Origin of the sequence: Actinacidiphila alni (assembly GCF_900112845.1) — a bacterium.
Lineage (GTDB): Bacteria > Actinomycetota > Actinomycetes > Streptomycetales > Streptomycetaceae > Actinacidiphila > Actinacidiphila alni.
Genome location: NZ_FONG01000038.1, coordinates 1 through 23,917, shown reverse-complemented (window position 1 = coordinate 23,917; position 23,917 = coordinate 1). Strand labels below are relative to the sequence as shown.

The following is a 23,917-nucleotide window of genomic DNA, read 5'->3' as shown; positions in this document are numbered from 1 at the left end:
GGTCGGGGGTGGGGAGGTCGGCGGGTCCGAGCTGGGTGGCGGGGTGGTCGGGGTGTCCGTCGGGTCGCCGGGGTCCGTCGGGTCGCCGGAGGCGGGTGGCGGGACCGAGCGGGTGGAGGAGCCGCGGAGGATGACGGTGGCGTGCGCCGGGGAGAAGGCGATCCGGGCGGTCCAGGAGCCGGAAGGCTCCAGGGAACGGACGACGGAGAGCCGGAGGATGACCGATTCTCCTGGCTGGAGGTCGCCGCTGGTGGCGGAGAGCCGGATCCAGTAGGCGTCGCTGGTCGCCGACCAGTGCACGGGCGCGCTGCCGCCCGCGGTCAGGGTGACGGTGGTGCCGGTCGCGGCGACGGTGAGGGTGCCGCCGCCCGGTGAGGTGGGGCTGCCGGAGGCGGTGGGGTCGGTCGAGACGGTGGTGGTGAGGACCGGCGACGGGGTGTCCGTACCGCCGGTGTGCTTGGGGCCGTCGGCCCGGCGGGAGCTGCCCGCCTCCTGGTAGACGTCGCCGGGGCCGTCCGGTTCGCTGGCCGCCGTACGGCTGCCGGGCGCGTCGCCGCCGAGCGGGGAGCCGTGGTAGGCGGCCCACAGGGCGAGGACCGGGGCGGCGACGACCGCGGCCACGACCGTACTGGTCACGGCGCGGTGCCGGATCTGGGCGCGGCGGGCGGCGCGGTCCTTGAGGTCCATCGGGAAGCCGCGCCGGTCGAAGCGCGGGGTGGCGTCGCGGGAGCGTCCGGCGCCGGCGTCCATGGCGTGCAGCAGGGCCGCGTAGGCGGCCGAGCGCGGGGCCTCGATGAGGGCGAGGACGGCGGTGGCGCCGGCGCCCGCCGCGCCCGGCCAGGGCCCCGAGGCCACGACGCGTTCGGCGGTACGGCGGCAGACGGGGCAGTCGTCGACGTGCCGGACGAGTTCGGTGCGCAGTGCCGTGCCGAGCAACACCTTGGTCTCGCCGGCGAGTTGGGCGAGCGCCGCGCAGTGTCCGGTGTCCACGACGGACAGCGCGGTACGGGTGCGCTCGACCTCGCAGGCGGCGCGGGCGAGCAGGCCGCGCGCGGTGTCGGCGTCGATGCCGAGGACGGCGGCGACTTCGACCGGCGGCAGCTGGTGGCGTACCGCGAGCTCCAGGGCCTCGCGCTGCTCGGGGGTGGTGCCGGCGGCCTCCGGCCAGGCGAGCGCGGCGAGTTGGGCGTTGCGCTGCTCGGCGACGGCGGCCGAGGTGCTCGGCATGTCGGGCGGCCCGGCGGCGAGCCGGCGCAGGCAGGTCCAGCGGGCCAGCGCGTACAGCCAGGGGCGGCGCTGGCGGGGGTCGCGCAGGTGGCCGCGCTGGCGTTCGGCGAGCGCCAGCACCTCGCCGAGGGCGGCGGCGGCCGCGTCGTGCTCGCACAGGATGGACAGGCAGTACGTGAACAGGCCGTCCAGATACGGCTCGTAGTGGGAGGGCGGCTGCATCGGGAGCGTGCCGTGCGGGCGGCGTCGGCTGCCGCTGCCGTGCTGCGCCGTGCGGGGGCCGGCTTCCTTGCGGGAATCCTTCCGGGAGTCCGTGCGGGAATCCTTGCGGCCGGCCTTGCGCGGCGTGTCCGCGCGGGAGGTGTCCCTGCGGGCCGCGCGGGAACCTTCGGTGCGCGGCTCACCGCCCGCCGGCACGTCCTTGGGGACCGCCTCCTGCCGGGCGGCCCGGCCGGCCGGCGCGCGGTGCTTGCGGTGCGCGCCGGTCGTCTGGTTCTGGGTGGGGGTCTCCTGCCTGCTCATCACCGGGCGACGGTAGGCCCGTAGCGGCCCCTGGTTCAGCTCTCCTGGCGTGCATTAATCCTTATGGGTGCTGATGCGGCCCAAAAGGGGACACCTCAGTCATTCGTACGAGTGAAGGCGCGCGCGTGCGCTCGAAGCCCGTGCCGCACGCCCCCTTGAGCGCCCCCACGGCCGCCCCGCACACGTGCGGGCGGTCATGTGGCGGACCCGGCCGCGTTGTCGGACCCTCCCGCTACGGTTGGCCGCATGGCTGCCCGTAAACCCGCGTCGAAGGACCGTCCCTCCTACCGCTGCACCGAATGCGGCTGGACGGCGCTCAAGTGGCTGGGCCGGTGCGGCGAGTGCCAGGCGTGGGGGACGGTCGAGGAGATCGGCGGCGCGCCCGCCGTCCGCACCACCGCGCCCGGCCGGGTCACCGCGCCCGCCCGCCCGATCGGCCAGGTCGACGGGCGGCAGGCCACCGCCCGTTCCACGGGCGTGCCGGAGCTGGACCGGGTGCTCGGCGGCGGCCTCGTCCCGGGCGCCGTCGTGCTGCTCGCGGGCGAGCCGGGCGTCGGCAAGTCCACGCTGCTGCTGGACGTCGCCGCGAAGGCGTCCGGCGCGCAGGGGCCGACGCTGTACGTGACGGGCGAGGAGTCCGCGTCCCAGGTCAGGCTGCGCGCGGACCGGATCGGCGCGCTCGCCGACCACCTGTATCTGGCCGCCGAGACGGATCTGGCGGCCGTCCTCGGCCATCTGGACGACGTGAAGCCGTCGCTGCTGGTGCTGGACTCCGTCCAGACCGTCGCCTCCGCGGAACTGGACGGCGCGCCCGGCGGCACCGCGCAGATCCGCGAGGTCGCGGGCGCCCTGATCAGGGCCTCCAAGGACCGTGGGATGTCCACGATCCTGGTCGGCCACGTCACCAAGGACGGCTCGATCGCCGGACCGCGGCTGCTGGAGCACCTGGTCGACGTGGTGCTCAGCTTCGAGGGCGACCGGCACGCCCGGCTGCGGCTGATCCGCGGCGTCAAGAACCGTTACGGCGCCACCGACGAGGTCGGCTGCTTCGAACTGCACGACGAGGGCATCACCGGCCTGGCCGATCCGTCCGGCCTCTTCCTCACCCGGCGCGACGAACCGGTGCCCGGCACCTGTCTGACCGTCACCCTGGAGGGCCGCCGCCCGCTGGTCGCCGAGGTGCAGGCGCTGACCGTCGACACCCAGATCCCCTCGCCCCGGCGCACCACGTCGGGACTGGAGAATTCCCGCGTCTCGATGATGCTCGCGGTGCTCGAACAGCGCGGCCGGATCAAGGCCATCGGCAAGCAGGACATCTACACCGCGACCGTCGGCGGCGTGAAGCTCACCGAGCCGGCCGCCGACCTCGCGGTCGCGCTCGCGCTCGCCAGCGCCGCCATCGACACCCCGCTGCCGAAGAACCTGGTCGCGATCGGCGAGGTCGGCCTGGCCGGTGAGGTGCGCCGGGTCACCGGGGTGCAGCGCCGGCTGTCGGAGGCGGCCAGGCTCGGCTTCACCCACGCCCTCGTACCGCCGGACCCGGGCAAGGTGCCCGCCGGGATGAAAGTGGTGGAAGTGGCGGACATAGGGGACGCTCTGCGGGCCCTCCCGAAGCGCGTCGCACGCTCCTAGGGCCGGTCCGGGCCGTCCGGAGGAGCCGTACGGGGGGCGCGTGGGAGCCGTACGCGCCGCCCGTGAGAGCCGTCCGCGTCGCCCGGAGGAGCCGTCCGGCCCGCGCCGCCCCGTCCGGAAGCCGTAAACTTTGCCCTGGTCTCGCCCATTGGGCATCCGTAGCGACCGGAGGATTGCAGAGTGGCAGCCAATGACCGGGCAGGGAGCCCTCCCCCGGCCCGCAAGGCATCGAGTGACTCCCCCGGCAGGTCCGGCGGGGTGTTCGGCGCCGACGGCGGGCTGATGCGCGCCTCTTTGAGCGCGGTCGCGCCGGGCACCTCGCTCCGTGACGGCCTGGAGCGCATCCTGCGCGGCAACACAGGTGGCCTCATCGTGCTGGGCATGGACAAGACCGTCGAGTCGCTGTGCTCCGGCGGCTTCGTGATGGACGTGGAATTCACCGCGACCCGGCTGCGCGAGCTGTGCAAGCTGGACGGCGCGCTGGTCCTCGACAAGGACATGACGAAGATCCTGCGGGCGGGCGTGCAGCTCGTGCCGGATCCGACGATCCCCACCGAGGAGACCGGTACCCGGCACCGCACCGCCGACAGGGTCAGCAAGCAGGTCGGCTTCCCCGTGGTCTCGGTCAGCCAGTCGATGCGGCTGATCGCCCTCTACGTGGACGGGCAGCGGCGGGTCCTTGAGGACTCCGCCGCGATCCTGTCCCGCGCCAACCAGGCGCTGGCCACCCTGGAGCGGTACAAGCTCCGCCTGGACGAGGTGGCGGGCACGCTGTCCGCGCTGGAGATCGAGGATCTGGTGACGGTGCGGGACGTCACCGCCGTCGCCCAGCGGCTGGAGATGGTGCGGCGGATCGCCACCGAAATCGCCGAGTACGTCATCGAGTTGGGCACCGACGGGCGGCTGCTCGCCCTCCAGTTGGACGAGTTGATCGCCGGCGTCGAGCCGGAGCGGGAACTCGTCGCCCGGGACTACGTGCCCGAGCCCACCGCCAAGCGGAGCCGTACGGTCGGCGAGGCGATGGCCGAGCTGGATTCGCTGCCGCAGAGCGAGCTGATCGAACTCACCACCGTGGCCCGTGCCTTGGGATACACCGGCTCCCCCGAGTCCCTCGACTCGGCCGTCTCGCCGCGCGGTTACCGGCTGCTCGCCAAGGTGCCGCGGCTGCCCAACACCGTCATCGAGCGGCTCGTCGAACACTTCGGCGGACTCCAGAAGTTGCTCGCCGCGAGCGTCGACGACCTCCAGACCGTGGACGGTGTGGGCGAGGCCCGCGCCCGGTCGGTCCGCGAGGGTCTCTCCCGCCTCGCCGAGTCGTCGATCCTCGAACGGTACGTCTGAGGCTTACGCCTCGGTGGGCGCGGATTCGTCTGCGGACGCGCTTGGGCTGGCGCGCAGTTCCTCCAGCATCTGACGCTGGGCCCACGCTTCGCGGTGCGTCTGCGGAGAGACGGTTCCTTCAGGGGCGCGGGGAACTGCGCGACAAGCCACAGCGCGTCCGCAGGTGGGCGACGGGGATCAGTCCCCGAACCCGCCGTAACCCTTAATCCTGGGACAGGACGAAGGAGACCTGCTTCGTGCCGTAGCCGGCGAGCTGGGCCTGGACCAGGTAGGTGCCGGGGGCAGCCGTCGTACCGCGAGGCGTGCCGCAGGCAGGAGAGCTGGTGCGGCCGTCCCAGCGGAGGGTGTAGACGGTGGAGCTGTGGGCCGGGACCTGGAGGAGGTAGGAGCCGGAGCCGGGCTTCGGGCAGTCGTCGGACGCCCAGGTGTGCGCGTCGCCGGCGGCGGCCGAGATCGTGAAGACCGCCTTCTTCGGCCCGAAGTCGACCTTGCAGGAGACGGCCCCGGAGTTGGTGGCGCGCAGCTCGAAGGTGGGCGTCTCACCGGGCGCGTAGGAATTGCTCCTGCTCTTCAGGGAGAGCTGCACCGAGCCGGGCGAGCAGTCGGGCAGCGTGGAGCCGACGGGGAGTTGGCCGCCGGAACCGCCGCTGGTGGAGCCGCCGGACGTGGCACCGGCGGTGGTGCCGGTGCCGCCGGAGGACGAGGAGCCGCCCGACGTGTCGCCGGTGCCGGCCGAACCGCCGCTGCCGGAGCCGCCGTTGTCGCCGCCGCCAGACGTACTGCCCGAGGTGGTGCCCGACGAACCGCCGGAGGACGAGGAGCCGCCGGAGGTGTCACGGCCGCCGGGGCGTCCGGTGATATGGGTGCCGGTCGGGTCGGGGCCCGGCGTGATCGTCGAGACGGGCGTATGGCCGCCCTTCGACCCGTTGTTGCCGCTGCCGCCGCCTCCGCCACCGGAGTTGACGGCCCAGAAGACCAGCAGGGCGACGAGGGCGAGGATGCACAGCGCAACGGCCCGCCGCCGCCAGTAGATGGTCGACGGCAGAGGTCCCACGGGATTGCGCAACGAGCCCACACCCGAACTCTAGGGGAGATCACCCGCGCCTCGCCGCAACACCCGCCGCTCGGACGCCGCTCTTTGCCGATCATCACGTTTACCGGGACGGCCGGTCGCTGTCCGTGGCGTGTGCGAGGATCGCTTGCGACATGAGCACCGACATCCGTGACGCTTCCCGTGACGCTTCCGCAAGCCCCTCCGCGAGCCAGTCCGCGAGCCGCCCCGTGAGCCAGTCCGCACGTCACTCGGCGAGCCCCTCCCCCGCCGTGTCCCGGCTCGGCGGGGACGCGTTGCACGACCCGGTGATCGACTGGTTCGGCGAGCACGCCCGTGATCTGCCCTGGCGGCGGCCGGACGCGGGCGCGTGGTCGGTGATGGTCAGCGAGTTCATGCTCCAGCAGACGCCGGTCGTGCGGGTGCTGCCCGTGCACCAGGAGTGGCTGGCGCGCTGGCCGCGCCCCGCGGACCTGGCGGCGGAGTCCCCGGGCGAGGCGGTCCGGGCGTGGGGGCGGCTCGGCTATCCGCGCCGGGCGCTGCGGCTGCACGCGGCGGCGACCGCCATAGCGGCCCAGCACGGCGGTGAAGTCCCGCGCGACCACGCGCAGTTGCTGGCACTGCCCGGGGTCGGGGAGTACACGGCGGCGGCCGTCGCGTCCTTCGCGTACGGGCAGCGGCACATCGTGCTGGACACCAATGTGCGGCGGGTGTTCGCGCGGGCGGTGAGCGGCACGGCGTATCCGCCGAACGCCACGACGGCCGCCGAGCGGCGGACGGCGCAGGCGCTGCTCCCGGCGGACGAGGCGGTCGCGGCGCGCTGGGCGGCGGCCACGATGGAGCTGGGCGCGCTGGTGTGCACCGCGCGCTCCCCCGAGTGCGGGCGCTGCCCGATCGCGGCGCACTGCGCGTGGCGTCTGGCGGGGTCGCCCGCGCACGACGGGCCGCCGCGCCGCGGCCAGTCGTACGCCGGGACCGACCGGCAGGTGCGCGGCCGGCTGCTGGCGGTGCTGCGCGCGTCGGCCGGTCCTGTGCCGCAGGCCGCGCTGGACGCGGTGTGGCACGAGCCGGTGCAGCGGGCGCGGGCGCTGGACGGCCTGGTCGAGGACGGTCTCGTGGAGCCGCTGGCCGACGGCGTGTACCGGCTGCCGGCGTGACCCGTACGGGCTGAACGCCCGACCGCCCCCGTCCCCCTATCTCCCCTTTCGCACCGAATATCCCGGCCGTTACACAACCGATGGGTTGCTGTGAGGTCGCTGTGCGCTCGCGGTCGCGAAAGCCCAACATCCGCTCCGTAATTTCTGGGCTGTCGGCAGGTACGACGACGACAGCGGCAGCAGGGACGGACGGAGTAGGCCATGGCGGGGAACGGCGAGGTACTGGGGTTCGAGGAGTACGTACGGACCCGGCAGGACGCCCTGCTGCGCAGTGCCCGCCGCCTGGTGCCCAACCCGGTGGACGCCCAGGACCTGGTGCAGACCGCGCTGGTGCGCACGTATCCGCGCTGGGAGGACATCGCCGACAAGACGCTGGCGGACGCGTACATGCGCCGGGTGATGATCAACACCCGGACCGAGTGGTGGCGCAACCGGAAGCTGGAGGAAGTGCCCACCGGTGAGCTGCCGGACGCCAGTGTGGACGACGGCAGCGAGCAGCGCGCCGACCGGGAGATGCTGCTCGACGCGATGAACGTGCTCGCGCCCAAGCAGCGGCAGGTCGTGATGCTGCGGCACTACGGTCAGCTCTCGACGCAGGAGACGGCGCTCGCGCTGGGCATGTCGACAGGTACGGTGAAGAGCACCCTGCACCGGGCGCTGGCCCGGCTGCGGTTCGAGCTGGAGCACGGCCGCTACGGCTACCACCGTACGGAGCAGGACGGCACGACCGGACCGACCGACCCGACCACCCCGGCCGGGCGGCCCCGGCCGGCAAGCGGAACGACAACCGGAGCAGCCGCCGGACCGACCACCGGGACGGCGACCGGACCGACCGGAACGACCGGGCCGGCCATCGGAACGACAGAAACCACCGGCACGACAGGAACCACCGGCACGGCGACCGGACCGGCCCGGCCGGGCGCGCGGAACGGCCGCGAGCCCCGGGTCCCGGCACCGAGGGAAAGCATGGAGGGCGTGTGGGCCGCGTAGCCTCGACCGTCACGACGGGCGCGCTCGTGTGCGCGTGCGTCGTCGTCGCGGGCTGCGGTACGAACGCCACCGGCGCCCGGCGCGAGGGCCCGGCGCCGGTCGCCGCCAGTACGAAGGCCACCTCCCGCGCCGCCGCGCCGGCGATCGTCGCCGACCAGGTGGCGCTGGCCACCATGGTCCGCAAGGACACCAGCGTCAGCGCGGACGTCCGCGAGGACCTGACGCCGTGCGCGGGCGCCGGCTACCCGATGGACACCGACTCGGGCGATCTCACCTCCGGCGACGGCCCGGACCTGGTGATCAATGTGACGACCTGCGGCGACGGCCTCGGCATCGCCGCGTACGTCTACCGGATGGTCGACGGCAAATACCAGAACGTGTTCGCGGACGAGCAGCCGCCGGTCTACGGCAGCGTCGACGACGGTCAGCTGCAGATCATCCACGAGGTGTACAGGACCGACGACCCGGTCTCGTACCCGACCGGCCAGGAGTCGGTCACCTACGCCTGGCGCGACCAGCGCTTCGTGGAGGTCGCCCGGGACTTCTCCGACTTCGGCGCGCAGACACCGACGGTGTCGCCCGAGCCGACCTCGACCGACCCGGCGCCGCTGCCGAAGTCCGACCCGGTGGACCCGGGCGTGCCCTCCGGCGAGACGGTCACGCCCTCGCAGAGCGCCACACCGGACGCCGACGACACGACGACGCCGCCGCGCATGTCGGGGGGCGGCGACGCCGTCCGGCACGGAACGGGACAATAGTCCGGTGGCCGCCACTCATGTCCTGTTCGTCGAGGACGACGACGTCATCCGCGAGGCGACGACGCTCGCGCTGGAGCGCGACGGCTTCGAGGTCACGGCGGCGCCCGACGGCCTCGAAGGGCTCGCGGCCTTCCGCGGGCGGCGGCCGGACCTGGCGCTGCTCGACGTGATGGTGCCGGGCCTTGACGGGGTGTCGCTGTGCCGCCGGATCAGGGACGAGTCGACGGTGCCGGTGATCATGGTGTCGGCGCGGGCCGACGCGATCGACATCGTGCTCGGCCTGGAGGCCGGGGCCGACGACTACGTGACCAAGCCGTTCGACGGCGCGGTGCTGGTGGCCAGGATCCGCGCGGTGCTGCGCCGCTTCCGGGCGGCCGGCGGGGACGAGGACCGCGACGGCGCGCCGCAGCTGTCCTTCGGCGACATCGAGATCGACCCGGAGGGCATGGAGGTCACCCGGGGCGGTGAGCGGCTGGCGCTGACGCCGACCGAGATGCGGCTGCTGCTGGAATTCGCGGGCGCGCCGGGCACGGTGCTCTCCCGCGACCGGCTGCTGCAGCGGGTCTGGGACTACGAGTGGGGCGGCGACACCCGCGTCGTGGACGTCCATGTGCAGCGGCTGCGCGCCAAGATCGGCCAGGACCGGCTGGAGACCGTGCGCGGCTTCGGCTACAAGCTGCGGGCCTGAGGGCCCGGGTTCCGCCTCCCATGCCGTCCGCACGCTTTCCGTCCCGGCCGTCGCGCCGCGTGCCGTCCGCGCGTCCCCTGCTGCCGCGCCGCGGCCGGTCCGCGCGCTTTCCGTCCCGGCTGCCGCGGGCCGGCCTGCGCTGGAAGATCAGCGCGGCCATCGCCGTGGTGTCCGCGCTGGTCGCGCTCGCGCTGAGCCTGGTCGTGCACAACGCCGCCCGGGTCAGCATGATCAACAGCACCCGGGACGTGCAGGACGAACGCGTCCAGTCCGCGCTGCGGATCTACGAGACGACCGGCCGCCTCGTCTTCTACGCCAGGATCGACGACCCGGACCTGCCGAAGGAGCTGAAGGCGTACGCCGCCAAGGGCCAGCGCGCCACCTATGTGGACGACTCCGGCGGCTCCCCGACGGTGTGGGCGGAGACGCCCGCCGCCGACGGCCGGGTGCTGTCGCTGAAGACCGGTTTCACCGACCGCTACTCGGTGCTGGTCGACCTCGACCAGGCGCTGGTGGCCGGTTCGCTGGCCGTCGTCCTCGGCGGCACCGCGATCGGTGTGCTGATCGGCGGCCGGATGTCGCGGCGGCTGGGCAAGGCGGCGGTCGCGGCCCGCAAGGTCGCGGACGGCGACACCGAGGTACGGGTGCGGGAGGCGATCGGCGGGCGGCGCGTACGGGACGAGACCGACGAGCTGGCGCGCGCCGTGGACGCCATGGCGGACGCGCTCCAGCTGCGCCTTGAGGCCGAGCGGCGGGTGACGGCCGATATCGCGCACGAGCTGCGCACGCCGGTGACCGGCCTGGTCACCGCGGCCGAACTGCTGCCGCCCGGCCGCCCGTCGGAGCTGGTACGGGACCGGGTGCACGCGCTGCGCACGCTGGTCGAGGACGTGCTGGAGGTGGCCAGGCTCGACGGCGCCGCCGAGCAGGCGGACCTCCAGGAGGTGGCGCTGGGCGAGTTCGTCCGCCGCCGGGTGCGGGTGCTGGCGCCGGACGCGACGGTGACGGTCGCCGAGGAGGCCGTGGTGCCCACCGATCCGCGCCGCCTGGAGCGGATCCTCGGCAATCTGCTGGCGAACGCGGCCCGGCACGGCGGCGGCGCCGTCGAGGTGGTCGTGGACGGCCCGTATCTGCGGGTCCGCGACCACGGGCCGGGGTTCCCCGCCGATCTGCTGCGGGAGGGCCCGCTGCGCTTCCGTACGGGTTCTGCGGCGCGGTCGGGCGGCGGGCACGGGCTCGGGCTGACCATCGCCACCGGCCAGGCCCGGGTGCTGGGCGCCCGGCTGACCTTCCGCAACGCCCCGGAAGAGGACGGCGGCGGCGCCGTCGCGCAACTGCTGCTGCCGCGCTGAGAGCGTGATCCACCCTTCGTACGGCCGTGGGCACGCGTGCGCCCGCACTTAATCTGCGGTATGGCGAGAAAAATCGACACTATGTAGATTAGAGGGGGGACGGGGAGCCGACGACGGATCGCGGGCGGTGCGCCCGCACGACGCAGAAAGGGGCCGGACCATGGGGAACTGGCTCATCACCGGGGTCAGCAGCGGCCTGGGCAGGGCGTTCGCGCACGGGGCGCTGGCCGCCGGGCACACGGTGGCCGGCACGGTGCGCAGGCCGGAGGATCTGGCGGCCTTCGAGGCGTCCGCCTCCGCGGGCGGTCCCGGACGGGCGCTCGGGCGGCTGCTGGACGTGACGGACGACGACGCCGTACGGGCGGTGGTCGACGGTGTGGAGGAGGCGGCGGGCCCGCTGGACGTGGTGATCGCCAACGCCGGGTACGGCCTGGAGGGGGTCTTCGAGGAGACGCCGATGGCCGAGGTGCGGGCGCAGTTCGCCACGAACGTCTTCGGGGCCGCGGCCACCCTCCAGGCCGCGCTGCCGTCCATGCGGCGGCGCCGGGCCGGTCATCTGATGGCGGTGACCTCGATGGGCGGGCTCATGGCGGTGCCGGGCATGTCGGCGTACTGCGGCTCCAAATTCGCCCTGGAGGGCATGCTGGAGGCACTCGGCAAGGAGGTGGCGGGCTTCGGGGTCAAGGTGACGGCGATCGAGCCGGGCTCCTTCCGCACCGACTGGGCGGGCCGCTCGATGACCCGGGCCGGGCGCTCGGTCACCGACTACGACGAGCTGTTCGGGCCGATCCGCGAGGCCCGGCTGGCGGCCAGTGGCCGCCAGCTCGGCGACCCCGCCAAGGCCGCGCAGGCCGTCCTCGCCGTCGCGGGCCGCCCCGACGCCCCCGCCCACCTGGTGCTCGGCTCCGACGCGCTGCGCCTGGTCGGCGCGGCCCGCCGGGCCGTCGACGCGGACATCACCGCCTGGGAGACACTGTCCCGCAGCACCGATTTCCCCGACGGCGCCCAGCTGTCCGGGACCTGAGCCGCGAAGGAGCCACGCCGTGACGGCTGCCGGACCCGCCGAAGGATCGGACGGAGGCGCCGGGACGCCGGCCGGAGACGCGGACGGGTCGGCCGGGTCGGCCGTGGGGTCGGCCGGGGGCGCCGTGTCCCGGTCGCCGCGGCGCCGGTCCCCCGCGCCCCGCAAGGGGGACCTGCGGGAGAAGGCGATCCTGGAGACCGCCGAGCGGCTGCTCGGCGAGAAGGGGTACGAGGCGCTGACCGTGGCCGATGTGGCGGCGGGCGCGGGGATCACGCGGGGCGCGCTGTACTTCTACTTCGGGTCCAAGCAGGAGATCGTCACCGCGCTGGTGGCCCGTACGGTGGCCGAGTTGTGGGAGAAGTCGCGCACCGCGCACGAGGCCGACGACCCGCGCGAGGCGGTGGACACCGCGATGCGCCGCACGGTCGGCCTCTGGCTGGAGCACGGCCTGGTGATCCGTACCGCCGTGGACCTCGCGGCGGCCGTCCCGGAGATCGGGCGGCTGTGGGACCGTACGGCCGAGCTGTTCGTGGCCGCGATCGCCCGCGTCCTGGAACGGGCCGGGGTCGAGCCGGGCGACGGGCCGCGGCAGGCGGGCGGGATGGCGCCGCCGCTGTGCTGGATGATCGAGCGCAGCTTCTACCGCGCCTCGCTGGTCTCGGCGGCGGAGCTGGAGCGCGCCTCGGACGCGTGCGCGTATCTGTGGCTGCGCGCGGCCGGGCTGGCCTGAGACCCGGCCCCGGACACGGCGGTGGCCCGCCCCTCGGGGGAAGGGGACGGGCCACCGTCGGTCCCGGATCCGGCGCCCGCGTTCCCGGGCGCCGGGGTCGTACGGTCCGGTCCGTACGGGCCGGGAGCAGCGGTCTCAGATCGCGTCGGCCAGGACCGGCGCCTGCTCGCCCTCGCCCTCACCCTCGCCGGCGTCCGCGGCCTTCGGGGCGGCGGACCGCAGCGGGGTCTCGGTGATGAACCAGGCGGCGGCGAAGCCGATGACGCTGATGATCGCGCCCCACAGGAAGACGGTGTGCGTGCCGTCGGCCACCGCGTGGAAGTACGCGTCCTTCACCGCCGCCGGCAGCTTGGCGATCGTCGCCGGGTCGAGCTGCGCGCCGGCCTTGGTGGCCGAGGCCCCCGCCGCGCTGGCCGACATGCCGTGCGTGACCTGGTGCGAGAACAGCGCGCCGAAGAGCGAGACACCGAAGGAGCCGCCGATCGTCCGGAAGAGCGTGGACGAGGACGAGCCGACGCCGATGTCCTTCATCTCGACGCTGTTCTGCGCGATCAGCATCGTGATCTGCATGATGAAGCCCATGCCTGCGCCCAGCACGGCCATGTAGAGGCCGGAGGTGAAGCGGCTGGTGTGCACGTCCATGGTGGACAGCAGGAACAGGCCGACGGTCATCAGCGCGCCGCCCACCAGCGGGAAGATCTTGTACTTGCCGGTGGAGGTGGTGATCCGTCCCGCGACCATCGAGACCACGAGCATCGCCAGCAGCAGCGGCAGCAGGAGGAGGCCGGAGTTGGTCGCCGAGGCGCCCTGGACGGTCTGCTGGAACAGCGGCAGGAAGGTCATCGCGCCGAACATCGTGAAGCCGACGATGAAGGCGACCAGCGAGATCAGCGAGAAGTTGGCGCTGCGGAAGATGCGCAGCGGCAGCACCGGCTCGGCGGCGCGGGTCTCGGCCCACAGGAAGGCGGCGAGCGCGGCCAGGCCCAGCACCAGCAGACCGATGATCTGCGCGGAGCCCCAGGCGTACTGCGTACCGCCCCAGGTGGTCAGCAGCACCAGCGAGGTGATCGCGACGGTGAGCAGGGCCGCGCCGAGGTAGTCGATCCGGCCCTGGACCCGCTTCTTGGGCAGGTGCAGCACGATGGTGACCATCGCGAGGGCGATCACACCGATCGGCAGGTTGATGTAGAAGCTCCAGCGCCAGCCCCAGTTGTCGGTGATGGAGCCGCCGACCAGCGGTCCGCCGATCATGGCGACGGCCATGACACCGGCCATCAGGCCCTGGTACTTGCCGCGCTCGCGCGGCGGGATCAGCTCGCCGATGATCGCCATCACGCCGACCATCAGACCGCCGGCGCCCAGGCCCTGGACGGCGCGGAAGCTGATCAGCTGGTCCATGGACTGCGACATGCCGGACAGCGCGGAGCCGAACAGGAACAGCACGATCGACGTGAGGAAGATCCCCTTGCGGCCGTACATGTCGCCGAGCTTGCCCCAGATCGGGGTGGAGGCGGCGGTGGCCAGGGTGTAGGCGGTGACGACCCACGAGAGGTGGTTGAGGCCGCCCAGCTCGCCGACGATGGTCGGCATCGCGGTGCCGACGATCATGTTGTCGAGCATCGCGAGCAGCAGGGCGGTCATCAGGCCGACCATCACGACGCGCACGCTGCGCTGCCGCGGTCCGGCCTTCTCGGCGTCCGTGGCCTTCTGGGCCTTCCCGGCCTCTTCGGCCGTGGCTTCGGTCTGGGACATGGCGGTGAATTCCTCCCCCGGTGAGGGCGGTTCTCCAGCATGTGTGCCGCGATCCTGGATCGCGCTGCTTACTTGCCGCCCGGCTAGCTTAGGTACGGTGGAAAGGTACGTCTCTTACTAGCCGGGCGTCAAGTAAGTGCGTAAGGTTTGACCAAGGCCGTACCGTGATGCCCCGTACGGCCCGTCAAGCCGGTCGGGCTCCTTGTCGGTCCGACGCGAGCGCAGCAGGAGTGCACAGCCATGGTCACAGCGCAGACCCGACGCGGCGACACCCGCCGCCGTATCCAGGACGTCGCCCTCGAACTCTTCGCCGAGCGGGGCTACGAGAAGACCTCGCTGCGCGAGATCGCCGAGCATCTGGACGTCACCAAGGCCGCGCTCTACTACCACTTCAAGACCAAGGAAGACATCCTCATCAGCATCGCGCAGGACCTGTCCAAGCCGGTCGACGCGGTGATCGCCTGGGGCGAGCAGCAGCCGCGCACGCTGGCCACCAAGCAGGAGATGCTGCGCCGCTACAGCGAGGCGCTGTGGGGCGCCGAGGCGCTCTTCCGGTTCTTCCAGGAGAACCAGGCGACCGTGCGCGAGCTGAGCATCGGCGAGTCCTTCAAGGGCAAGATCACCACGCTGAACGGGCTGCTGAAGGAGCCGGACTGGCCGCTGCCCGCGCAGGTGCGGTGCATGACGGCGCTCTTCTCGATGCACGCGGGGATGTTCGCGATGCAGAACATCGAGGGCGATCCGGCCGCCAAGCGCGCCGCGATCCTCGATGTGGCGCTCGACCTGGTCGCCCAGGCGGAGGCCGAGGCGGCACTGGCGGAGATCCCGAACGGGTGACAGCGGCGGCCGTCGGTTGACGGCCGCCGCCGCGGTTCCTGCCCTTGTGCCGGTGTCGCTGCGGATCAGACGTGCACGCCGTGCGTCCGCAGGAAGTGCAGCGGCTCGACGGAGGAGCCGTAGTACGGGGTGGTGCGGATCTCGAAGTGCAGGTGGGGTCCTGTCGAGTTGCCGGTGGAGCCGGACTTGCCGATCTCCTGGCCGGTGACGACCTTCTGGCCGATGTGCACGCCGATGTGCGACAGGTGGCCGTACTGCGAGTACAGCTTGTTGCCGTTCTTGATCACGATGTTGTTGCCGTAGGCGCCGCCCCAGCCCGCCTCGACGACGGTGCCGGTGTGCGCGGCGCGCACGCTCGTGCCGCTCGGCACGACGAAGTCCTGGCCGGAGTGGGTGTGCGCCCAGTGCGGGCCGGCCTGCGCGTAGCCCGCGCCGATCACGTACTTGGCGACCGGGGTCTCCCAGGTCAGCCCGCGCGCCTTGCGGTCGGCGGCGGCCTTCGCGGCGGCGCGCTTCTTGGCCTCGGCGGCGGCCTTGGCCTTCGCCTGCTCGGCGGCCTTCTTCTTCGCGGCGGCGGCCTTCGCCTTGGCGGCGTCCGCCTTCGCCTTCGCGACCGCGGCCTTCTGGCCGTCGGCCTGCTTCTGCATCACGTCGGAGATGCTGCTCGCCGTCCCGGCGGCGAGGAACCCCTCGTGCTGCGCGTCGGCGGCGAGCGCCGCCGTCGAGCCCAGCGCGAGCGCCGCGACCAGTCCGCCCACGACCACTGCGGCGCGGCCACGGGTGACGGACTTCGGGGCACGGTTCATCGTCGAGTTCTTGCGCATGGAGAAACAACCTCACTGAATGGGGGGAGCAACAGGTCCGGAGATCCGAAACATCCGACTGCGGCTCGTTGCCCATCCTTGGTAACGCGGCATTCCGCCGGACCACAAGGACCCCACTTACTAAGCCCGGCCGTAGACGCCGTGGCTCCCTTTCCCTCCTCGGCGTGTCCCTTTTATCCGCAATTGCCAGGCTTGACCGATGTCCCATCCCCCACCAAAACGGGCATCAGGCCCTCAACGCCTTCGCTTCCCTGTCCCCACCCTGTGCGCACCCCGCCCCCGCCGCCCACCCCGCGAACCCCCCACTATTTCCCTTAGTAAGTGGCCCGCGTCACATGGGGCACATCACCCCGCCATAGGATCCGCCCCATTCCCCCAGGACCAAAGACCCCCTTTTTTTCGGCCGGGCGCCGTGCCGAAAAAAGGGGCCGGGCCCCGGACCAGAAAATCTGGTCCGGGGCCCGGCCCCTTACGGCGGCGCTACCGCGCCGGAGGCGTTACGCCTCCTTCGTCAGATTCGGCCCGCTGGCCGTCTCGACCGGCGGGGCGTCGGCCACGGTGACCTTCTCCTCGCCGCGGAAGGTGAACTTCGCCGTCTCGCCCTCGCCCTCGACGTCGACCACGACGATGTGACCGGGGCGCAGCTCGCCGAAGAGGATCTTCTCGGAGAGCGAGTCCTCGATCTCGCGCTGGATCGTCCGGCGCAGCGGCCGGGCGCCCAGCACGGGGTCGTAGCCGCGCTTGGAGAGCAGCGACTTGGCCTCGGAGCTGAGCTCGATGCCCATGTCGCGGTCGCGCAGCCGCTCGTCGACCCGGCTGATCATGAGGTCGACGATCTGGAGGATGTCCTCCTCGGTGAGCTGCGGGAAGACGATGACGTCGTCCACACGGTTGAGGAACTCGGGGCGGAAGTGCTGCTTCAGCTCGTCGCTGACCTTGTTCTTCATCCGCTCGTAGTTGGACTTCGTGTCGCCCTGGGCGGCGAAGCCCAGGTTGAAGCCCTTGGAGATGTCCCGGGTGCCGAGGTTGGTGGTCATGATGATCACCGTGTTCTTGAAGTCCACGACCCGGCCCTGGGAGTCGGTCAGCCGGCCGTCCTCCAGGATCTGCAGCAGCGAGTTGAAGATGTCCGGGTGGGCCTTCTCGACCTCGTCGAAGAGGACGACGGAGAACGGCTTGCGGCGCACCTTCTCGGTGAGCTGGCCGCCCTCCTCGTACCCGACGTAGCCGGGGGGCGAGCCGAAGAGCCGCGAGACGGTGTGCTTCTCGCTGAACTCCGACATGTCGAGGGCGATCAGCGCGTCCTCGTCGCCGAAGAGGAACTCCGCCAGCGCCTTGGACAGCTCGGTCTTACCGACGCCGGACGGGCCGGCGAAGATGAACGAGCCGCCGGGGCGCTTGGGGTCCTTCAGACCCGCACGCGTACGCCGGATGGCCTTGGAGAGCGCCTTGACGGCGTCCTTCTGACCGATGACGCGCTTGTGCAGCTCGTCCTCCATGCGCAGCAGCCGGGAGGACTCCTCCTCGGTCAGCTTGAAGACCGGGATGCCGGTCGCCGTGGCGAGCACCTCGGCGATCAGGTCGTCGTCGACCTCGGCGACGACGTCCATGTCGCCGGCCTTCCACTCCTTCTCGCGCTTGGTCTTCGCGGCGAGGAGTTGCTTCTCGTTGTCCCGGAGCGAGGCCGCCTTCTCGAAGTCCTGCGAGTCGATCGCGGACTCCTTCTCGCGGCGCACGTCGGCAATCTTCTCGTCGAACTCGCGCAGGTCCGGCGGCGCGGTCATCCGGCGGATGCGCATCCGGGAGCCGGCCTCGTCGATCAGGTCGATCGCCTTGTCCGGCAGGAAGCGGTCCGAGATGTAGCGGTCGGCCAGCGTCGCGGCGGCCACCAGGGCGGAGTCCGTGATGGACACCCGGTGGTGCGCCTCGTACCGGTCGCGCAGGCCCTTGAGGATCTCGATGGTGTGCTGGAGCGACGGCTCCGCGACCTGGATGGGCTGGAAGCGGCGCTCGAGGGCCGCGTCCTTCTCCAGGTACTTGCGGTACTCGTCCAGCGTGGTGGCGCCGATGGTCTGCAGCTCACCGCGGGCCAGCATCGGCTTGAGGATGGAGGCGGCGTCGATCGCGCCCTCGGCGGCGCCGGCACCCACCAGGGTGTGCAGCTCGTCGATGAACAGGATGATGTCGCCGCGGGTGCGGATCTCCTTGAGCACCTTCTTCAGGCGCTCCTCGAAGTCACCGCGGTACCGGGAGCCGGCCACCAGGGCGCCGAGGTCCAGCGTGTAGAGCTGCTTGTCCTTCAGCGTCTCCGGGACCTCGCCCTTGACGATGGCCTGCGCCAGTCCCTCGACGACGGCGGTCTTGCCGACGCCGGGCTCGCCGATGAGGACCGGGTTGTTCTTGGTGCGGCGGGACAGCACCTGCATGACCCGCTCGATCTCCTTCTCGCGCCCGATGACCGGGTCGAGTTTGGTCTCACGAGCGGCCTGGGTCAGATTGCGGCCGAACTGGTCCAGGACGAGCGAGGTCGAGGGGGTGCCCTCGGCCGGCCCGCCGGCCGTGGCCGACTCCTTCCCGCCGGAGTAGCCGGACAGCAGCTGGATGACCTGCTGCCTGACCCGGTTGAGATCGGCGCCCAGCTTCACCAGGACCTGGGCGGCGACGCCCTCGCCCTCGCGGATCAGGCCGAGCAGGATGTGCTCGGTGCCGATGTAGTTGTGGCCGAGCTGAAGAGCCTCGCGGAGCGACAGCTCCAGGACCTTCTTGGCCCGGGGCGTGAAGGGGATGTGGCCGGACGGGGCCTGCTGGCCCTGGCCGATGATCTCCTCCACCTGCTGGCGGACCGCCTCAAGAGAAATCCCGAGGCTCTCCAAGGCCTTAGCGGCGACACCCTCACCCTCGTGGATCAGGCCCAGGAGGATGTGCTCGGTGCCGATGTAGTTGTGGTTGAGCATCCGGGCTTCTTCCTGAGCCAGGACGACAACCCGCCGCGCGCGGTCGGTGAACCTCTCGAACATCGTTAATCGCTCCTCAGAGCGGTCGGGCAGTGAGGGGTCGGTCCCCTCCCTGTCCTTCCGCATGCTAGTCCCGCACAGCGGCGCCGCTCACGTATCCATCCCCGTTGCCGCGGGGAAAGCTGCGCTACCGGCTGACGTCACTCACACAACCTCGATGGTGCGAGACGATGTTCCCGCAGGCCAGGCGAATACCCCTTTATCAAGTACGCCCGTGGCGAACGCGCCCACGTCCTGCTCGAACACCAGCCCTTCCCACTAGGTACTTCCTACCCTCTGCCCCTGACACTCCATGCCGAAAGCGTGTTGCGAGTGCGCTACGGGCGAACAACCTTGCGCCGTCCCGGACGCCCGCACCGCCGTCGCGCCCACGCCCGGCCGACACCGAACGTGTTCACGCATCGACGGTACGTGACCGCCGCCGTAACCCCGGCCGCGCCGGACAGTTGCACACGGCATGGGCTGGTACGAGGACGAGCTGGGGTGGCCGACCACCGGGACGCTGCCGCCGGGACTGGTCACCGGGGTGCGGTTCGACGCGCTCGACGTGCCCGCGGAGGCGGGCTTCGCGATGCTGAACCGCTTTCCGCGGCCGGGTCTGCTGGGGCCGGTGGCGCTGGACGGCCACCGGATCGCGCTGCTGGTGGCCGCCGGCTCCGCCGAGGAGCTGCCGGGGCTGCTCGAATGGCTGGAGTGGGGCGGTATCCCGCTGGATCTGACGGCGTTGGGGTCCGGCGCCGTGCTGCGGGCGCCGGCGCATCCCGACTGGGGCCGGCGGGAGGCCGCGTTCGACCGGTCCGCGCCGGTGTGGCTGCGGCCTCCCCGGCCCGGCTGCGAGGTGGAGTCCAGCGTGCCCGCGCTGCGTGTGGCGGGCGAAGCCGATGGAACGGGGGTACCCATCGGGCTTGCTGCGCTGGTGGCCGCCCTTGCGACGGCCTGCCACCGGATCACGCTGCGGACGCGTGACCAGGATCAGCCGTGGGCCTTCTCGTACGCCTCACGGATGGTCGCCGGAACGCGGCCGCGGTCGTTGACCTCGTAGCCCTTCTCCTTGGCCCACGCACGGATCTTCGCGGTGTCCGGGCCGGAAGCGCCGCCGCCGCTGCTGCGGACCGCCTTGGTGCGTCCGCGCCCGGCCCGCCCGCCGGTACGACGGCCACTGTCCGTGTACGGGTTGAGCAGCCCGCGAAGCTTGTCGGCATTCGCAGTGGTGAGGTCGATCTCGTAGGTCACACCGTCGAGAGCGAACGTGACGGTCTCGTCCGCCTCGCCGCCATCGAGGTCGTCAACAAGAAGAACCTGGACCTTCTGAGCCACCGGCTTCCCTTTCATCGAAAACGGATTAGCAGTAAAAGCAAAGCGCCTTTGCGGGAAAAACACAAACCCCTTGCACGTACGGGCACCCGCGGGGCAGCGCGATCCGGACAAACCGGTACGGTCAGAGTTGCAGCAGCATGCGGCTGTTGCCCAAGGTGTTCGGTTTCACTCGCTCCAGGTCGAGGAACTCCGCGACACCCTCGTCATTGGAACGCAGCAGCTCGCCGAAGACATCACCGTCGACGGGCGTCTCGCCGATCTCCACGAAGCCGTGCTTCGCGAAGAAGTCCACTTCGAAGGTGAGGCAGAAAATTCGGCGGACTCCCAGCCAGCGTGCCGTGTGCAGCAACTTCGCCAGCAACTGGTGCCCGACACCCTTGCCACGCAACCCCGGGTGCACCGCCAGCGTCCTGACCTCGGCCAGGTCCTCCCACATGACGTGCAGCGCGCCGCAGGCGACCACGCTCGCGTCCTCGTCGCGTTCGGCGACCCAGAACTCCTGGATGTCCTCATAAAGGGTCACCGTGGGCTTGTCGAGCAGGATGCTGTCACGGACATAGGAGTCCAGCAGCGCCCGTAGGGCCGGGACATCGGCGGTGCGCGCCCGGCGGATGGTGACGTCATTCGACATGAGGGGCATGTGCGGACGCTATCGCCCTTCGGCTTCCGCCGGACCGGAGGGGTCGACGGACTGGATGATGCGCAATGCGTCACGGACCGCTTCACGCTGTTCCGGGGTCATCATGCCGAAGAAGTGGACGAGGGCGGCCGCCGGGTTGTCGCTCGCGGACCACGCTTCGTTCATCAGTGCGGCCGAGTATGCGGCGCGCGTCGAAACGGCCTCATAACGATAAGCGCGGCCTTCCTCCTCACGCCGGAGCCAGCCCTTCTGGCGCAGGTTGTCCATTACGGTCATCACAGTTGTGTAGGCGATGGATCGATCCCGTGACAGATCCTCCAGTACCTCACGAACCGTGACCGGGCGGTTCCACTCCCACACCCTGGTCATGACGGCGTCTTCGAGGTCTCCCAATGGTCGGGGCACATTTCGGATACTAGCGGCTTGCGCGGTGCCAATCGGGACCAAACAGCGCGGACCGGTGTGCGGTGCCTTGTGGGCGCCGCACACCGGTCCTATTAATTGGCGTCCGCATTACGCGGCCGCGATGTGTCAGCCGCTGCGGGCCAGGACGTTTCTGGCGATGAGGGCGACGGTCTTCATGTCGCCCAGCGCCGGGACGCGCCCGTCACCGGAGCCGCCGCTCTTCTCGTACGCGGTGGACAGCCCGCCGCCGTACAGCGCCGCGCGGGCCGCGGGTACGGCCTGCTCGGCGAGCGCGCCGAGGGCGGCCCGGTACTGGTCGGGCGGGAGCGTGAGCAGGTTGAGGTGGCGGCCGGTCCCGCCGGGGGCGTCGATGTCCCTCGGCACGACCGTCAGCTCGGCCGGACCCGGCACATGTGCCCGCAGGACGTCGAGCATGAGGTCGAACATCGGCTCGCCGCCGTGGTACATCAGCCAGCCGTACTCGGGCGAGACGGAGACGCTGAAGGACTTCACGCCCCGCCTCCCCCGCCGCCGTCGCCCTCGTCCAGTTCCCTGCGCACCTCGACGGCCATCATGGCGAGGATCTCCAGGTCGTGGACCAGTCCCATGATCTGGCCCTCGGACAAGGACGAGCGCTCGCGCGCCCAGGCCCCGTACGCCTGCGGGATCTCCTCCGCGAGGACGGCCAGGACCGCGTGGCGGCCCGGTTCCGGGAGGTCGTGCACCCGGAAGTCGTGCAGCACCTCGAAGCCGGCCTTGTCGGCGTACGCCCACACGGCCGGGTCCGGGACGCGTTCGCGCAGCCGCTCGACCACCCAGTCGTGCAGACCGGTGGACGACGGCCAGATGTACTCCGCCGAGACGCTGATGTCCCTGCTCATCACGGGGCTCCCACGAAGGCGACCCTGCTGGACCAGCCCATTTCCTGGTAGTAGGCCCTGAGCGTAGCGATGTCCGAGGCACCGAGATTCGTCACGTCGAAGATCGTGACATCGGCCTTGTTGACGTGCTTGGCGATGGTCGCCTTCAGATCGCCGCCGTTGCCCGCCCAGTGGTCGGCGAAGCGCTGCGGCGTGAGGTTGCGGCCCATGGCGTCGTACGTCTTGCCGTCCGCGCCGACCCAGTCGGGGTTGGGCGGGGTCGGCTGGCCCGGTACCGGATCGGGCGTGTCGTACCGGCCGAGCCGGACGCCGGACTGCTCCTCGAAGAGGGTCGCCGAGGCGGCCTCGTCGGTGCGGAAGCCGCGTCCCGCGTCGAAGCCCAGGTCGAAGGCGTGCGAGAGCTTGCCGATCTGCTCCGCCTGGGTGCCGGCGAATTTCAGGCCGGTGATGTCCTCCAGGTGCCCGATCATCGTGGTCATCGCGCGCGGCGCCACGTCGCCCGCGTCGACGGCCGCGCGGAACGCCCCGATGGCGACGTCGAGGTCGACACCGGTGCGCATCGCGACCTCGACCGCGTTCACCAGCCGGCCGACCTCGATCATCCGCTCCGGCGGGATGAACCAGGCCGCGGCCATGGCGCAGTTGCCCGCCTTGCCCTTGGCGCATTCGGTGAAGTCGTGCGTGATGATCTTGAAGAGGTTCTTGATCGCCCCGGCCATCAGCTCCTGCTGGCTGAAGTGCTTGGTGATGTCGTAGTCCGCCGTGAACGGCTCGTTGCCCAGCGGGAAGTACGTGCCGGTGCAGGAGTCCGCGCTGTCGTAACGGCAGTCCGACATCGCCAGGTAGTAGACCGTGCCCTCCAGGTGCACGTGGAGCCGGATGTCGCAGCCACCGGTGCCCACGCAGTCGCTGAGCGGGTCGATATGGCTTTTGTCGTTGAATTCGAAATACGTCAGGATGTTCTGATTTGCCGCGATCTGATTCGCGAGATCGGTGTTGTCCTTGTCGGCTTCGGTCCGTGCCGCCGCGTCCTGGGCGTCCTTGGCCGCTTGTTGGGCGTTGGCTGCGGCTTGTTCGGCGGTGGTGGCGTCGGCTTCTGCTTGGTCGGCGAGGCCGCGGGCGGTGGCGGCGTCGGTTTCGGCGGCGCTGGCGGCGTTGCGGGCGGAGGCGGCGTCCTGTTCTGCGGCGTCGGCGGAGGCGCGGGCGTCGGTGGCGTAGCCGGCGGCGGTGCTGGAGGCGCCGGCGGCGGCTGCCGCGTCGTCGATGGCCTGCTGGTTGTAGGTGACGGTGTGCTGTTCTGCGGTGACGGCGGCCTTGGCGGCGGTGGCCGCTTCTGCCGCGGAGGCTCTGGCCTTGTTGAGGGAGATCAGGGCTTTGGCGGCGGAGGCGGCGGCGTCGGCTGCCGCGGTGGCGGCGGCTTTGGCGTCGGCGTCGGCTGCGGCTGCGAGGGCGGCGGCCTGGGCGGAGGCTTTGGCGGCCTGGTCGGCCTTGGCCTGGCCGAGGGCGGCCTGTTGTTCGGCGAGGGTCTTGGAGGACTGTCCGGTCAGGACGGCCAGACCTGCCGAGGCGTCGGTCTCGGCGTAGGGGGAGCCGAGTTCGATGGCGTCGTTGGCGGGTTTGACGACTTGTGCGGCGGAGTCGCGGGCGGCGACGGCGGCCTGCGCGGTGGCGTAGGCGTAGCCGGCGGTCTCGATCGCGGAGGCGGCGGCCTGGTCGGCCTCGATGCGGGAGGTGGCGGCGTCGGCCTTGGCTTCGGCTGCCTTGGCGTTGGCGGT

The 23,917-nt window shown here is 71.6% G+C and carries 20 protein-coding genes and 2 pseudogenes; 11 read left to right on the top strand and 11 right to left on the bottom strand.

Annotation, left to right across the window (positions count from 1 at the left end):
* Positions 1-1,749 (bottom strand): BACON domain-containing protein (locus BM076_RS38115; RefSeq protein ID WP_177246770.1); only part of this gene is annotated, 1,749 nt, incomplete at its 3' end.
* A gap of 246 nt (positions 1,750-1,995) precedes the next feature.
* Between BM076_RS38115 and radA the strand changes: the two genes are divergently transcribed.
* Entirely contained in the window at positions 1,996-3,381 is a 1,386-nt protein-coding gene (radA, locus tag BM076_RS34930) for a DNA repair protein RadA (protein WP_093717803.1), read from the top strand.
* Between the two features lie 180 nt (positions 3,382-3,561).
* On the top strand, positions 3,562-4,722 hold the full coding sequence (disA, locus tag BM076_RS34925) for a DNA integrity scanning diadenylate cyclase DisA (RefSeq protein ID WP_407640752.1): 1,161 nt from the start codon (positions 3,562-3,564) through the stop codon (positions 4,720-4,722).
* Positions 4,723-4,924: 202 nt separating this feature from the next.
* Here disA and BM076_RS34920 read toward each other — a convergent pair whose 3' ends face one another.
* A complete protein-coding gene (locus BM076_RS34920) occupies positions 4,925-5,797 on the bottom strand; it encodes a hypothetical protein (protein WP_093717802.1) in 873 nt (290 codons plus the stop codon).
* Between the two features lie 131 nt (positions 5,798-5,928).
* On the opposite strand from BM076_RS34920, the gene BM076_RS34915 reads away from it, so the two are divergent.
* From BM076_RS34915 to BM076_RS34885, 7 genes and pseudogenes are all read left to right on the top strand, one after another.
* Complete coding sequence (locus tag BM076_RS34915; RefSeq protein WP_093717801.1) at positions 5,929-6,930, top strand: HhH-GPD family protein; 1,002 nt, start codon at positions 5,929-5,931, stop codon at positions 6,928-6,930.
* Between the two features lie 201 nt (positions 6,931-7,131).
* Positions 7,132-7,618: pseudogene (locus BM076_RS34910) on the top strand (SigE family RNA polymerase sigma factor); the annotation flags it as partial.
* Positions 7,619-7,907: 289 nt separating this feature from the next.
* The gene (locus tag BM076_RS34905) at positions 7,908-8,678 is read left to right on the top strand and encodes a hypothetical protein (RefSeq protein ID WP_093717800.1); all 771 of its coding nucleotides are present in this window, start codon (positions 7,908-7,910) and stop codon (positions 8,676-8,678) included.
* 4 nt (positions 8,679-8,682) lie between these two features.
* On the top strand, positions 8,683-9,366 hold the full coding sequence (cseB, locus tag BM076_RS34900) for a two-component system response regulator CseB (protein WP_093717799.1): 684 nt from the start codon (positions 8,683-8,685) through the stop codon (positions 9,364-9,366).
* A 20-nt stretch (positions 9,367-9,386) separates the two neighbouring features.
* Positions 9,387-10,718: a sensor histidine kinase gene (locus BM076_RS34895; RefSeq protein ID WP_093717798.1), complete on the top strand. Its 1,332-nt coding sequence runs from the start codon at positions 9,387-9,389 to the stop codon at positions 10,716-10,718.
* 160 nt (positions 10,719-10,878) lie between these two features.
* The gene (locus BM076_RS34890) at positions 10,879-11,742 is read left to right on the top strand and encodes an oxidoreductase (RefSeq protein ID WP_093717797.1); all 864 of its coding nucleotides are present in this window, start codon (positions 10,879-10,881) and stop codon (positions 11,740-11,742) included.
* Between the two features lie 124 nt (positions 11,743-11,866).
* Positions 11,867-12,472, top strand: coding sequence for a TetR/AcrR family transcriptional regulator (locus BM076_RS34885; protein WP_093717804.1), 606 nt, complete (start codon positions 11,867-11,869; stop codon positions 12,470-12,472).
* Positions 12,473-12,607: 135 nt separating this feature from the next.
* Here the strand turns inward: BM076_RS34885 and BM076_RS34880 are convergent, their stop codons facing one another.
* Entirely contained in the window at positions 12,608-14,224 is a 1,617-nt protein-coding gene (locus tag BM076_RS34880) for an MDR family MFS transporter (RefSeq protein ID WP_093717796.1), read from the bottom strand.
* Positions 14,225-14,464: 240 nt separating this feature from the next.
* On the opposite strand from BM076_RS34880, the gene BM076_RS34875 reads away from it, so the two are divergent.
* On the top strand, positions 14,465-15,061 hold the full coding sequence (locus tag BM076_RS34875) for a TetR/AcrR family transcriptional regulator (protein WP_093717795.1): 597 nt from the start codon (positions 14,465-14,467) through the stop codon (positions 15,059-15,061).
* A 65-nt stretch (positions 15,062-15,126) separates the two neighbouring features.
* On the opposite strand, the gene BM076_RS34870 is transcribed toward BM076_RS34875, so the two are convergent.
* A complete protein-coding gene (locus tag BM076_RS34870; protein WP_093717794.1) occupies positions 15,127-15,885 on the bottom strand; it encodes a M23 family metallopeptidase in 759 nt (252 codons plus the stop codon).
* Between the two features lie 497 nt (positions 15,886-16,382).
* On the bottom strand, positions 16,383-18,902 hold the full coding sequence (locus tag BM076_RS34865) for an ATP-dependent Clp protease ATP-binding subunit (protein WP_093717793.1): 2,520 nt from the start codon (positions 18,900-18,902) through the stop codon (positions 16,383-16,385).
* Between the two features lie 454 nt (positions 18,903-19,356).
* Between BM076_RS34865 and BM076_RS34855 the strand changes: the two genes are divergently transcribed.
* Positions 19,357-19,941, top strand: coding sequence for an SCO3374 family protein (locus BM076_RS34855; RefSeq protein WP_093717792.1), 585 nt, complete (start codon positions 19,357-19,359; stop codon positions 19,939-19,941).
* Here the strand turns inward: BM076_RS34855 and BM076_RS34850 are convergent.
* The 6 genes and pseudogenes from BM076_RS34850 to BM076_RS36970 form a co-directional block, all read right to left on the bottom strand.
* Positions 19,872-20,216 carry a histone-like nucleoid-structuring protein Lsr2 gene (locus tag BM076_RS34850; RefSeq protein ID WP_093717791.1) on the bottom strand — a complete coding sequence of 115 codons (345 nt, stop codon included), beginning with the start codon at positions 20,214-20,216 and terminating at the stop codon, positions 19,872-19,874. The genes BM076_RS34855 and BM076_RS34850 overlap by 70 nt on opposite strands.
* A gap of 121 nt (positions 20,217-20,337) precedes the next feature.
* Positions 20,338-20,856, bottom strand: a complete 519-nt coding sequence (locus BM076_RS34845; protein WP_093717790.1) for an amino-acid N-acetyltransferase — start codon at positions 20,854-20,856, stop codon at positions 20,338-20,340.
* A gap of 9 nt (positions 20,857-20,865) precedes the next feature.
* Positions 20,866-21,261, bottom strand: a complete 396-nt coding sequence (locus BM076_RS34840; protein ID WP_093717789.1) for a BlaI/MecI/CopY family transcriptional regulator — start codon at positions 21,259-21,261, stop codon at positions 20,866-20,868.
* Between the two features lie 126 nt (positions 21,262-21,387).
* Entirely contained in the window at positions 21,388-21,774 is a 387-nt protein-coding gene (locus BM076_RS34835) for a hypothetical protein (protein WP_093717788.1), read from the bottom strand.
* Positions 21,771-22,142 (bottom strand): hypothetical protein, encoded by a 372-nt coding sequence (locus BM076_RS34830; RefSeq protein ID WP_093717787.1) that lies wholly within the window; start codon positions 22,140-22,142, stop codon positions 21,771-21,773. The genes BM076_RS34835 and BM076_RS34830 overlap by 4 nt, the downstream gene beginning before the upstream one ends.
* Positions 22,142-23,917 (bottom strand): annotated as a pseudogene (locus tag BM076_RS36970) (hypothetical protein); the annotation flags it as partial. The pseudogene BM076_RS36970 and the gene BM076_RS34830, both read right to left, overlap by 1 nt.